Consider the following 13,166-nt stretch of genomic DNA (forward strand, 5'->3'; position numbering starts at 1 on the left):
ACTACAATTCAGGGTTTTCTTTTATTGATATATCCACATCAAAACAGGTTTCTTTGCACTTTTTAGTATCGGGTCTATGATTTTCATGTTTTTGTTGGAAATTGTAGGGCAACCCCAACCTTCCGGTGTTCCGTTTGGATAGATTTCTTTGTCGGACACTTTTTCCCAAGAATGGAAAACAATGTAACGCGATTGTGCATTGCTGTTCGTTTTCTCCAAACCATGAAGGACATATTTGACATTGATTCCCCAATCGCTCCAAGCCCTTTGCCCGATTTTGTATTTACCCAAAGCCGAACAGTGACTGCCGTCTTTGTTACTGAAAGTCGGACTGTCTTTTGACCAATCCTGACTCCAAGGATAATCACAGCAACCGTGACCCACAAGCATTTGATGGGTTATTTTATTTTGCTTAAAATCATACACAAAAAAACGATTCAAACCCGATTGAACGCTCATGTCAATCAAAATACAGAAATCCTCATTGTATTTGTTTTTTTGACAAAAACTCAAGGCTTCCTTGGCCTTGTTATCGGTTCGGGAAACATCGACTTTTGGTTTGTTTTCGCTTTTGATTTTATAGTTTATTCGGTTGTATCCATAAGTAACAACCACTACGGCTAACAATAGAAAGACAATCTTTTTTTTCACTGTTTTGTGTTTCTATTTATAACGCAAGAGGATGATTTATAGTATGCAAGATGGAAAAAAAATTATTTCTGTGGATTTTCATCAAAATTTACCATCCAATTGATTCCGAATTTATCAGTGAACATTCCGAAATAAGCGCCCCAAAAAGTGTCGCACATCGGCATAAAAGCGTTTCCACCCACGGATAAACCGTTAAAAATTCTGTCGGCTTCCGCTCGGCTTTCGGTATTGATTGAGACCGAAATATTGGTTCCAATAATGGCATCACCGCTTTGTGAAGTACTGTCGCTTCCCATCAAAACCGTATTGCCGATTGGTAAAGAAACATGCATTATTCTGTCTGCTTCTTCCGGTGATGGCGGCGGACAATTTTCGTCATCGCTTGGCGGCATGTCTTTGAATCTGCCCATATAGGGAAATTCACCTCCGAAAACAGATTGGTAGAACAGGAATGCTTCTTCACAGTTTCCATTGAAAATTAAATAAGGATTAACTTGTGTCATTGTTTATTGTTTTAGGTTATTGTTCTGTGTATTTTTTGAAATTGTCTAAAATCGATTGCCAACCGTCGCGTTGCAATGTTGTCGAATGGATATTTTCAGGTTCGAAATTCTCAGTTAGGATAACTTTTCCATCCATTACATCAAATTTTACGGTTACTTTTCTGCCGTCGGCTATGTGGTAAACTATTTTTTTCAAGGGAACGATTTCTTGATAAGTTCCGGTAAAGTCAAAGCTCATCTCGCCATCTTTGGAAGCCATAGTGTAGACAAAATTTTTCCCGACATCCAAATGATTTTCCGCTTTTGGGCAATGCCAGTCATCGGATGCAAAATTCCAGTTTACAATATGTTCGGGTTGGGTGAATTTGTTCCAAACTTCCTCTAATGAAACGTCAAGTCTGGTCTTTACTGTAATGGTTTTGGTCTCGTTTTCGGCGATTGCTTTTAATTTTTCTAAAGCTTTCGGAAAAACGTCGTTGAAATAATCCAGATATTTTTCGACTAAATCTATTTCAACATTAACGGTTGTGATGCCGTTGTTTTCTTTTAAATCATACCGTTCTTCTGCGCCAGACCAAGCTTTGGTGGTTTCTGTTTCGGGCAATTCGGTATATTCTTTTAATTCGCCGAAATGTTGAAAGGTCATAGTTTCGAATGGTTTTTTGGTCGCTATTTTGGAGTTCATTCCACTGCCATTTTGGTCTAAGAAGTAAATTTTACTTCCTTCGTTCCAATCCGAAATGGCATAAGAACCTTCGCAGAAAGCACTGACCCAAGCTTCGTAGTTTTCTTCATCCCAAAGCGAATACCAAACTTTCTCTTTGGGAGCGTTGATATCAATGCTGAATGTTTGTCTTTTCATCTCTTTATTTTGTTTAAGTTTTCATTGACTTTGAATAAAACCATTTTCCGAATTAAGTCATGCGGAATGGGTTGGTTTAGCGCAAATTGCACAGCGCCTTTGGAGTTTTTATACCCTTCGATTTCTTTTTGAAATGCTTTAATACCGCTACCGGTTGGGTAAAATCCGATATGGTTTTTGTAAGCTGCGAAATACACCAGAGGTCCTTTGAGCTTGTAGGCCGGCATTTGGTAACTGATGCTTTCTTCGGCTTGCGGTGCGGTTTGTTTGATGGTTTTGCGTATGGCTTCCAATAATGATTGTACTTCTGTAGTTTGTAAAGCAATATACTCATCAACACTTTTAAAAGTAGTTTTCATCATTGAAATTTTTTAAGGAAAGTAAAGTTACAAAAAGTCTTTGCTCTATCGATTCTAACTTTCATAAAATTCTATTGGTAACTTATCGGGATCGCTGATGAAAGTAAAACGCCTGCCGGTATATTCATCGATGCGAATGGGTTCGGCTATAATGTTGTGTAGTGCCAAATGGTCAATAACAGTCTCTAATTTGTCTACTTCAAAAGCCAGATGACGCAATCCGGTGGCTTCGGGTTGTGAAACCCTTTTGGGCGGATTGGGAAACGAAAACAATTCGACTACATAATTGCCTTTAATTGCTAAGTCTAATTTATAAGATTGGCGTTCTTCGCGATACACCTCTCGGATAATTTGCAAGCCGAGAATCTCAACATAGAACTTTTTGGAAAGGTCATAATCAGAGCAAATGATGGCAATGTGATGGACTTTATTGAGCATTTTGTTTGTCTTCTTTATCTGCGAAGTACTTATTGATTTTTTGTTGGGCATCAACCCCATTTTTCCAGGCATAATAATAGCCGATGGCAAGAGCGATAATATTCCAATAATAATCCATTTGCTTTATTTGTCTCTCAAATATAAATCTTTTTCCAGCCAAATCGCCGTGAGGAAGTTATCTCAATCGAAAAATCTTAAGGATTTTTTCAATCACTCTATTGATGTCTTCAGACAAATTGGTTTTATAGATTAACAGCACATACAAACCGCTGAGCAAAATAGATTTGAGCCCGATATTGACAATGGCGTGGAACGGAAAATCCCAGAAGTAAAACAGCAGAAAGCAAACTGCTAAAATCGCCAAAGAATGAAGCGTTTTAATGGTAAACGGATACAAATCCATTTTTTTGACTACAAATAAAAGTTTGATGGTATTGTAAATCGCAACAGTTATCAAAGTGGCAAAGGCAGCGCCTTCAATGTCATAAAGAGGAATAAAAATGGCATTTAAAATAATCATCAACACTACGGTAAAGATGCCAAACAATAATACGGTTCGATAGTATTTGGTGTTGACAATAATCGAATTGTTGTTGCCCAGCAATACATCGTAGAACTTTGACAATCCAATCATAAACACCACGGCAATTCCACCGCTATAATCTTTCGGAATCAACAGATACATTTCCTTGATGTTGACAAAAATCAGGATCATGATAAAACCACCAATGACCTGAAGATTGATAGCGCTTTTTTTATACAAATCGTTGAGCTCGTCATGTTTGTTTTCCACCATCAATTTGGCGGTAATCGGTGCAATAATTTGAGTCATTGCTCGACTTGGTACCGCAATTACGGTAGCGATAAAAATAGCTACACTATATAATGCATTTTGGGTAATGTCTTTGTATTGCGGAATCATGACTTTGTCGAAATCAACCAGCATTACCGCAACACCGCCGGAAACAATGATGAAAGCAGAATACCGAACAATTTCCTTGATGTTTTTTGGAATCACAAAACGCAATACCGGCATTTTTATCGAAATGGCGTAGAGTTTCATCGCGATCATTTGGGCAAAATAGGCGAGCGCCACGCAATATACAAAAGTATCTTTGGCCAACCAATTGAAATGAACACAGATTAGCAAAGCCATTACTATGGAACGCACCAAAACTTCGCTGATGAAATTTCCGGTTACCGATTTCATGTGGACTTTCGCCCAGGCATAAAACACTTCGAAATAGGCCATGAACAAACCAATCAACGGAATCAGCCAAAAGAATGGTTTGAGTGTTGGGTTTTCTTCAATCCAGCTGTGTGAAATCTGGTCGTAAAAACTATAAAAAATCACACCAATCGGAATGATTAAAGCCAACGGCAGAAACAGAATAAATGTGAGAAACTCATCGCGCTCTTTTTGGTCTTTATAAGAAGAAAAAAAGCGGATTAAGGTATTTTGAGCACCAAATGCCATCAACGGCATCATAATATTGGCACCGGAAAGTATAGTTGTTACGATTCCGTAATGTGTTTTACCAAGAAAAATGGTGTAGAAAAACAACGCATTCACCGCACCAATTCCGAATCCAAGGAAAGTGATAATGGTGTTTTTGATGGATTGGTTTTGTACGATGCCCATAATTGGAATTACGAATTAGGAATTACGAATGTATGAGTTTCGAAAGTTTTTCCGTTAAACTTTTTCTGGAATATTGTTGCAAACCAACGGCGTGAACTTTTAAATTTTGCTTTTGGTAGTCCTGATAGTATTTCAAAAGTAGTGCTTTTAGTTTTTCTTTTTCGTCATAAGTAAAGAAAACGCCGGTGTTGGTTGTCGTAATAATCTCGGCAAAATCAGAACCTTCGGGACCAAGCGCCACAATCGGTCTTTCAGAAACCATGTATTCAAATAGTTTTCCGGGAATGATGCTTTTAGTGTCTTCAGAGTCGATTTCTATCAGCAATAAAACCTGTGATTTTCGTTGGTGTTCAACGGCTTCTTGGTGGGAAACGTAGCCTAAATTCAACACAAAACCATGCAGTTTGAATTCGGTTATCGTATCTAAAACTTCCTGACTCACGGCACCGATTAACTTGAGTTGAAAATCGTTTTTGAAATCTTGGTTTTCTTTGGTCAATTCTTTCAAGGCTTTCCAAAGGATTCTCGGATTTCTTTCCGACAGAAACGAACCGATATGTGCTAAAGTAAATTTGGCATCCAAAGGTTGTTTGGTGATTTTTTCCACATCATAGCCATTCGTAATCACTTCAATAGGTCTGGAAGTAATCGCTTCAAATTCAGTTTTGGTGGTTTTACTGGTGACGATAATCGTATCGGCGGTATTTAAAACTGCTGCCTCTAACGCTTTGTGTTTTTTTTCGGCAGAAGAAGACAATTTCAACGCTTTGTGATAGCCAATGGTTGTCCACGGATCGCGGAAATCGGCAAACCATTTGACCGCTAAATCTTTCTTCAATTGCAAACCAATCAAATGCAAACTATGTGGCGGTCCGGAAGTGACGATGGTATCAATATTGTTTTCCTTTATGTATTTCGATAAATATTTGACTGAAGGTTTAACCCAAAGAAACCGCGCATCAGGGATAAAAATATTTCCGCGAACCCAAAGCAAAGTTTTTTCTAAAAACGATTGTTTTTTTTGGTTGGGAATAATACCTGAACTGATTTTTTTGGTTTTGTTTTTGCCAAAAAACGAAGCCAAACCATAAGGTTCAAAGATTTTGTTTTTCAGGATAATCGCTTTTTCCGAAACCTCGCTTTGCAAACCGTTATCAATAATAGGATACGTTGGGTTTTCCGGAATGTAAACTATCGGTTGTACATTGAACTCCGGCAAATACTTCACAAACTTTAACCAACGCTGCACGCCCGGTCCACCGGCCGGTGGCCAATAATAAGTGATGATTAAGAGTTTTTTGGGTTCAGACATTACTCAAGTTTCTTGCCTTTTTGTTCAAAATAAACCACGCCAATTACTACCAACAACATTCCAATCGAACTGAATAGGGCGATAGTGCCACCGGTTTTCACGACTTGTGGTTCAAATTTGAATTCGATGTTGTGTTTGCCTTTCGGGATTTCGATTCCTCTCAAAGTATAATCGACTTTGAAAATCTCAGTTTCTTTTCCGTCAATAGTTGCTTTCCAACCGTCTTTATAATAAATTTCGGAGAAGACTGCGAAGCCATTATTACTATTGTTGGAATTATAAATCAAGTGATTTGGTTTATATGAATCAAGTTTTATAGTCGATAAACTATCAACAATATATTCCTGCGATTTTTTTGACCACTTTTCAGAATCTTGTATTATCGCCTCGTCTTTAGTGTTAATTTTGCCTAAAGCATTCAATTCCTCATCTGCAGAATTTACTATTGTCAATTCCTTCACAAACCAAGCATTGCCATTGTGGAACGGATTCGTAACCGGAATATCGCCTTGTTCGGTACCGATGATTAAATATTTGATATTAAAGACATCCAAAACCGGAATACTTTTGGTTAAGGAAAGTGTTTTTGGGTCAACATTTTCACCCAAAGTGTTCATGCTTTTTTCAATCAGATGAGTGTATACTTCTTCAAAACGTCTTGGCCTTACGGCACTGTAACCACCAACCGATTTGTGGAAATAGGACGATCTCGGACTGTGTAAACCACCATCCAATTCATAAACTCTGAAGATAGATTTGTCGGCTAAAATCAGTGAATCGGCAGCTGTGGGTTCGAATGGTACATCTACTTCACGGGCACTTCTGAATTGTTTTCCGTCATTACTTACATAGTTTTTATCCACAAAAAACAAATCGCCTACCATAAAAACTCCGATGATGATAACCGCTGTGTTTTGTGCCAACTTGTTTTTGGTATACAGGTAAAGTGCGCCAAAAGTCACCAACATTAAGAAACCGGAACGCAATAAGTCGGCCGAATACAAATCTTTTCGATCTTCTCTCAGAGCTTCTAAAAAGGCGGTTCCAAAGGATTTATCGGGATGGCCTTGTAAGGCATTTGCCAACTGACTGTCGATGTCACCTACGAAACTGAACATCCCTTTCGCTAAAAACAGTACTACAATTAATCCTAAACTGGTAGCGGCGGTTTTCCATAAACTGCTCCATTGTTTTTCTTTATCAGTGGTAAAAAACGACTGCAATCCCATAATGGCCAGCACCGGAATACACAATTCCAATAAAACCTGAATCGAAGAAACCGCTCTGAATTTGTCATAAGCCGGCACATAATCAATAAAGAAATCGGTTAACAGCGAGAAGTTTTTACCCCAAGAAAGGAGTAAAGAAAAAATGACTCCAGCGAGGAAAGCATATTTTATTTTGCGCTTGTCGTGGTATAGGGCCAACACAAAAAGGAAGAAAACAATCGCCCCAATATAGGCCGGTGCGGCTACTTGCGGTTGATCACCCCAATAGGTTATACCGTAACTTTCGGTGATTTCTTTGGCTTCTTCAGGTTGGGCGCCGTATTCCAACATAAAATTATATACATGCGAATCTTCGGTTAATTTCTGACCGTTGCCACCACCAAAAAGTCTAGGCGAAATCAAATTCAAACTTTCGCTAACCCCATAGCTGTATTCTGTAATGTATTCTCTGTCCATCGAGATATTAGCCTCTTTTTTGGTGCCATCAGGATTTGTGGTCAATTCACTTTTGCCACGGATACTGAAATCGGCGTATTCTTTGGTAGCCATTAAACTGGTAGCATTGGCACCAACGGCTAAAGTCACGGCAATTAGAAAAGTGGCTATAATTTTAGGCAAGGCCTTGAGGTCTTTTTCTTGGTATAATCGGTATAAAAAATAAAAGCTCATTACTATTAAAAGCAAGAACAAGTAATAAGTCATTTGGAAGTGATTGGCCGTAATTTCCAAGGCAACGGCGAGCATGGTCAACATACCGCCATGCAAATATTTCTTTCGGAAGACCAAAATAAATCCGGCGATGACTAATGGCATATAGGCTATTGCATGCGCTTTCGCATTGTGTCCGACGCCGATAATTACAATCAAATAAGTAGACAATCCAAAAGCCAAAGCACCGAAAAAAGCCTTTAGCGGATTAATTCTTAGGGTCAGAAGTAAACCGTAAAATCCTAAGAAATAAAGGAATAAATAATCTGCCGGTCGGGGTAAAAAGCGCAATAAATCATCGAGCTTTCCGATGTAATCATGCGGGTATTTAGCACCCGATTGGTAAGTGGGCATTCCTCCAAAGGAAGCATTGGTCCAATAAGGTTCGCTGTCATATTCGGCTCTGAAATCATTTTGTTCTTTAGCCATACCGGTGTATTGCACGATATCGTGTTGGTATATTTTTTTGCCTTGCAAAACCGGATAGAAGTAAAGTAAAGAAATTATGATAAAACCAAGAATGGCTAATAAATGAGGATAAAACTTTTGGAGTTGTTTCATGTTTTTGGTTTAGGTTGTCAACGGGAAATTACTTAATTTCTTCAAAATCTATATATTCACCAACGATTTTTTTCTCTTTTGGCTTTTCTGTTTTTGTGGCTTGGGCTTGTTGCTGCTGTTGGTATTGCTGCTGTTGCTGTTGGAATTGCTGGGTGGCTTTTTCAACCACTTTTTTGGCAACCACCGGTAAAAACAATCTGGCTAAAAATTTAAAGATATAGTAAATGGCTATGATCCATAATATCGTTCTAACAAAGCCGGGCATAGATGCAGTTTCCATATTGGGAATAAATTTTTTGTCAAAAATACTAAATTCCACAATGTAAAAATCGCTTTAACCTCTTAAATAAATGATAAATTGTATTACTTTTGGAAGACTATATTTCTACAAATCTATTATGTTATGCTAAGGATAAAATCACTTTTAATTGTTGGGTTTCTATTTGTTTCAGCCACACCATACGCACAATACACCGATATTATCAACTCCAATCGACCGGGTAAATCAATGTCGGCTTTCTCGGTTGGGAAATCGGTAATTCAGGCGGAAGGCGGTTTGTATGGCATTCAGGAAAAGCATGACTTAGCACGGTATGAGGCTAATGGATTCGGAACAGAATTAAGTGTCAGATATGGTGCTTTTTTTGATCAGTTTGAGTTCAATCTTGAGACACAATACCAGTATGATTGGTATACAGCACCTTTAGTTGAAGATACTCGTGGCGGATTTAAGCAGTTTACCTTGGGTGCTAAATATTTGGTTTACGATCCGTTTGTGCAATTGAAAGACGACAAGCCGAATGTGTACAGTTGGAAAGCGAATCACCGTTTCAGTTGGAAACAATTTATACCGGCCGTTGCGGTTTATGGTGGTTTTAATTTGAATTTGGGCAACAATCCGTTTACGTTTGAAAGCGATCCGGTAATTAGTCCGAAATTGATGTTGATTACGCAAAATCATTTTGGCAGCAAATGGGTTTGGGTTAATAATATTATTGCCGATAAATACATGACCGATTACCCAACCTTGGGATGGATTACCACAATGACCAGAGGATTTAATATGCGTTGGTCCGGATTTTTAGAAATTCAAGCATACAAAAGCGACTTTTACGCTGATACGGTTGGACGTTTGGGTGCGGCTTATTTGATTAGAGAAAATATACAATTAGATGCTTATTTGGCCAAAAATATAAAAGACACTCCGGCTATAATGCATGGCGGTTTTGGAATGTCTTGGCGCTTTGACAGCAATTATGAAACCAATTACAAACGTATCAAAAGTGATAAAGAGGATAAGAAAAAGAAAGACAAAAAATCTAAAAAAGACAAAGGTAAAAAGCGCAAAGACGAAGTAGAATTAGAGAAAACGAAGTAGAATTAGAAAATACCAAATCATAATGATTACCATAATTGAAGCCAATACTAAAAAACTAATTCAAGAATACGTTAAGTTTCCTTTTACCTTATACAAAAACCATCCTTATTGGGTTCCACCTTTAATCAATGATGAGTTGGAAACTTTTGACAAAACCAAAAATCCGGCATTTACCTCGGCTGAGGCTTATTTTTATTTGGCTTACCGCGATAATAAAGTAGTCGGCAGAATTGCTGCTATCATCAATTGGAATGAAGTCAATGACCAACAAAAGAAAAAAGTGCGTTTTGGTTGGTGGGATGTAATTGATGACATTGAAGTAACCAAAGCTTTACTGGAAAAAGTGTATGAGTTAGGTAGAACACATAATTTAGAGTATGTCGAAGGCCCGATGGGTTTTTCTAATTTGGATAAAGTTGGCGTTTTAACCGAAGGTTTTGACGAAATAGGCTCGATGATTACTTGGTACAATTTTCCCTACTATAAAGAACATTTGGAGAAATTAGGTTACGTAAAAGAGAAAGAATACCTCGAAAATAAATTTCCTTTTGCCAATGTAAAACCCGAATTGTTCCTAAAAGCCAATGAGCTGATTAAGAAACGATATGGCCTAAGAGCGCTTAATTTCACCAATAACAAAGACATTATGCCTTATGTAGACAAGATGTTTGATTTGTTTAATGCCAGTTATGCAAGCTTGTCTTCTTTTGTGGCCATAACCGATGTTCAAAAAGAATACTTTAAAAAAAAATACATCAGCTTTATCAATCCCGAATATATCAAATTTGTTTTAGACCAACAGGACAATATGGTTGCCTTCAGTATTGTAATGCCGAGTTTTTCAAAAGCACTGCAAAAAGCCAATGGTAAATTATTCCCTTTTGGTTTTTATCATTTGCTCAAAGCCAAAAAAGAGAGTAAAGAAGTGTTGTTCTATTTAATTGGTGTCGATCCTGAATACCAAAGTAAAGGGGTTACAGCGATAATTTTTAATGAATATTACAGTACTTTTAAAGAGAAAGGTATTCTTCAATGTGTTCGAACTCCTGAACTCGAAGACAATCATGCCATCCACAACATGTGGAAGCACTTTGATCCAATTACTTTCAGAAGAAGAAGAACTTACAGAATTGACTTGTAAAGACAAAATCTTATAACATAAAGACAAGTTTTACTTGTATCAATATCAAGTAATTCTGTTCTTTTTATTTTCTAATTTCATGAAATTTAAAAACCTTTTAAAGAGACAAAAATGCATTTGGTCGATTAAAAACAAATGTTCATAGAAAACTTACGCCTTTTTTAACAAATATTTACAATTCTATCTAATTTTATAATCCCGATTCAAATCTACACTAAGTTTTTCATGTGAGAAGTTGGAAATCTGAAATTCAATTTTTAATTTTTCTTCCAAAAAAATATTAAACCGAACCTATTCATGATGTGGTATTGTCAAAAAAATACTTAACATTATGAAAAACACTACTTTTTTAAAGTTTTTAGAGTTTCCCTGTAGCGAAGACTGTGTCGTTAGCCGAGGGAAAGACGGTTTTAAGTTAGATTTTTCCAAAGCAACTGCAATGGATAGCAGTTACTCTAAAACACAGAGTAATGCTAAAAGTAGAAGTGTGATTAGTATTCTTATGCTACTCATACTTTTTTTATTTTCTAACATTTCGACTGCCCAAATTACCTTGGATGGAAATCCTGGTGACTGGGGAACATGGCTTGCTGCTCCGGGAGGAATTAAAGCAAGAATTGTCGATCCTATTGATAGTACGGATGATATTTGGACTTTAGGCTCCAAAGATATCCAACCTATTAATCAGTGGGCATGGACAACGAATGGGGCCAACGACAAAAATAATTTAGCCAATGTCGGTTATTATTTTGATGGCACCAAATTATATTTCTTTGCTGACAGACGAGCTAACAACGGAGATTCTGCTATTGGATTTTGGATTCTTCAGGATAGCGTAGGCAAGTTAGGAGTCACGAGCGGCGGATTTAGTGGTCAGCACGTAGAAGGAGATATTTTAATGATCAGCCACTTTGTTAATGGTGGTGCTGTAGCAGATATAAACGCTTACAGATGGACTAATGGTGCTTTAGACCCAACGCCAATTCCATTACCAACATCCGGATTAGATGCTAGGGTAAATGTTGGAACGGTTAATGCACCTGCTGCTTGGAACTATATTCCAAAGTTTGGTGATCCGGGAACGTATCCGGATTCTTCTTTCTTTGAAGGATTTATTGATTTGAGCAGTGTAAACTTTAATCTAAGTGTTTGTTTAGGGACTTTCCTAGCAGAAACAAGACAATCACAATCGCTTACCGCTTCATTAGAAGATTTAGCCAGAGGAAGATTCGGTTCTGTACCGCTTCCAAAAACTTTAGTGGGAAGTTCATTTTGTAATTCAGACCCAAATAGTGGAACAATCACTATGGCAAGTTCTGAAACTTTGGTAAGTTATCAATTAGTAAATAATTCTAATGATGCTAATGTTCAAATAGCACAATTAGGCAATGGAGGAACTTTAACATGGTCTAACTTACCCGCGGGAAGCTATTATGTTATTGCAACCAATACATTGTCAGAATGTACTATTGAAATAGGCAGGCCAACGGTAGTATCAATTATTGATTCACCAACTGTTACGGTAAATTCACCTTCAAAATGTGCTAATGATCCTGCAGTTACTATTACCGCAACACCAGTTCCGGCAGGGACTTACACTTATACATGGACAGTTCCTGTTGGTGCCAATAACCCGGGTAATGTTGCGAGTTTTAATGCTTCTGTTGCAGGAGTATATTCAGTTTCCATTTCTAATGGCACTTGCTCAGGTTCGGGTCAAGGAACTTTAACGGTTAACCCTAATCCATCATTAGTTACCAATAATCCGGCACCGGTTTGTGCTCCTTTGACTGTTGACCTAACAGCTCCGGCTGTAACAGCAGGAAGTAATCTTCAAGGAGGAACATTGTCTTATTGGACAAATTCTGGGGCTACTATTCCTCTAAACAATCCAAATGCTGTTTCAGCATCAGGAACATATTATATTAAAGTTACTACTTCAGCTAACTGTTCGGATATCCAACCGGTAACAGTTACAGTGATTCCTGTAATTCCAATTGTAATCAATTGCCCTCAAGACAGTTCAACTAGTGCTTGTGCCTATGAAGACCAGGCGGCAGTTAATGCAGCTTTTGCTACTTGGTTAGCTGGTTTCACAGCCAGTGGAGGAAACGGAACCTTAGCGACTTCAGGGTTACAAAATCTTTTAGCACCTAACTTATGTGCAGGAGGAAGTGTTACAGTTAATTTTAGTGCTTCAGATGATTGTGGAAAGCAAGCTTCATGCTCTGCTACTTTCACTATTACTGCTGCACCAGCTGTTACTGTTACATCACCTGATAGCAGCTCAACAAGTGCTTGTGCTTATGCAGACCAAGCAGCAGTTAATGCGGCGTTTGCTACTTGGTTAGGAGGATTCACCGTAAGCGGCGGATGTGCTCC

Annotated in this window: 13 protein-coding genes; 3 read left to right on the plus strand and 10 right to left on the minus strand. The window is 37.9% G+C overall.

What is annotated here, in order from left to right:
- Positions 1–21: 21 nt before the first annotated feature.
- The 10 genes from HA632_RS05970 to HA632_RS06010 form a co-directional block, all read right to left on the minus strand.
- The gene (locus HA632_RS05970; RefSeq protein ID WP_176306299.1) at positions 22–651 is read right to left on the minus strand and encodes a murein L,D-transpeptidase catalytic domain-containing protein; all 630 of its coding nucleotides are present in this window, start codon (positions 649–651) and stop codon (positions 22–24) included.
- A gap of 62 nt (positions 652–713) precedes the next feature.
- Complete coding sequence (locus tag HA632_RS05975; protein ID WP_176306300.1) at positions 714–1,154, minus strand: VOC family protein; 441 nt, start codon at positions 1,152–1,154, stop codon at positions 714–716.
- A gap of 16 nt (positions 1,155–1,170) precedes the next feature.
- Positions 1,171–2,016, minus strand: coding sequence for an SRPBCC domain-containing protein (locus tag HA632_RS13985; RefSeq protein ID WP_228778757.1), 846 nt, complete (start codon positions 2,014–2,016; stop codon positions 1,171–1,173).
- On the minus strand, positions 2,013–2,378 hold the full coding sequence (locus HA632_RS05985) for a DUF1801 domain-containing protein (protein WP_317174599.1): 366 nt from the start codon (positions 2,376–2,378) through the stop codon (positions 2,013–2,015). Before HA632_RS05985 ends, HA632_RS13985 begins: the two co-directional genes overlap by 4 nt.
- A gap of 51 nt (positions 2,379–2,429) precedes the next feature.
- Positions 2,430–2,813, minus strand: coding sequence for a VOC family protein (locus HA632_RS05990; RefSeq protein ID WP_176306301.1), 384 nt, complete (start codon positions 2,811–2,813; stop codon positions 2,430–2,432).
- Positions 2,803–2,931 carry a hypothetical protein gene (locus HA632_RS13990; protein ID WP_255166361.1) on the minus strand — a complete coding sequence of 43 codons (129 nt, stop codon included), beginning with the start codon at positions 2,929–2,931 and terminating at the stop codon, positions 2,803–2,805. Before HA632_RS13990 ends, HA632_RS05990 begins: the two co-directional genes overlap by 11 nt.
- A 57-nt stretch (positions 2,932–2,988) precedes the next feature.
- The gene (locus HA632_RS05995; RefSeq protein ID WP_176306302.1) at positions 2,989–4,455 is read right to left on the minus strand and encodes an oligosaccharide flippase family protein; all 1,467 of its coding nucleotides are present in this window, start codon (positions 4,453–4,455) and stop codon (positions 2,989–2,991) included.
- A 22-nt stretch (positions 4,456–4,477) separates the two neighbouring features.
- A complete protein-coding gene (locus HA632_RS06000) occupies positions 4,478–5,767 on the minus strand; it encodes a glycosyltransferase family 4 protein (RefSeq protein WP_176306303.1) in 1,290 nt (429 codons plus the stop codon).
- Positions 5,767–8,265 carry a YfhO family protein gene (locus HA632_RS06005; RefSeq protein WP_176306304.1) on the minus strand — a complete coding sequence of 833 codons (2,499 nt, stop codon included), beginning with the start codon at positions 8,263–8,265 and terminating at the stop codon, positions 5,767–5,769. The genes HA632_RS06000 and HA632_RS06005 overlap by 1 nt, the downstream gene beginning before the upstream one ends.
- 28 nt (positions 8,266–8,293) lie before the next feature.
- Positions 8,294–8,545 (minus strand): DUF4834 domain-containing protein, encoded by a 252-nt coding sequence (locus tag HA632_RS06010; protein ID WP_176306305.1) that lies wholly within the window; start codon positions 8,543–8,545, stop codon positions 8,294–8,296.
- A 123-nt stretch (positions 8,546–8,668) separates the two neighbouring features.
- On the opposite strand from HA632_RS06010, the gene HA632_RS06015 reads away from it, so the two are divergent.
- From HA632_RS06015 to HA632_RS06025, 3 genes are all read left to right on the plus strand, one after another.
- Entirely contained in the window at positions 8,669–9,643 is a 975-nt protein-coding gene (locus tag HA632_RS06015) for a transporter (RefSeq protein WP_176306306.1), read from the plus strand.
- A 22-nt stretch (positions 9,644–9,665) separates the two neighbouring features.
- Positions 9,666–10,784: a GTP cyclohydrolase gene (locus tag HA632_RS06020; RefSeq protein ID WP_176306307.1), complete on the plus strand. Its 1,119-nt coding sequence runs from the start codon at positions 9,666–9,668 to the stop codon at positions 10,782–10,784.
- 331 nt (positions 10,785–11,115) lie between these two features.
- On the plus strand, positions 11,116–13,166 hold a 2,051-nt coding region (locus tag HA632_RS06025), incomplete at its 3' end, for a hypothetical protein (protein WP_217902831.1).

Source organism: Flavobacterium sp. J49 (genome assembly GCF_011742145.1).
Lineage (GTDB): Bacteria > Bacteroidota > Bacteroidia > Flavobacteriales > Flavobacteriaceae > Flavobacterium.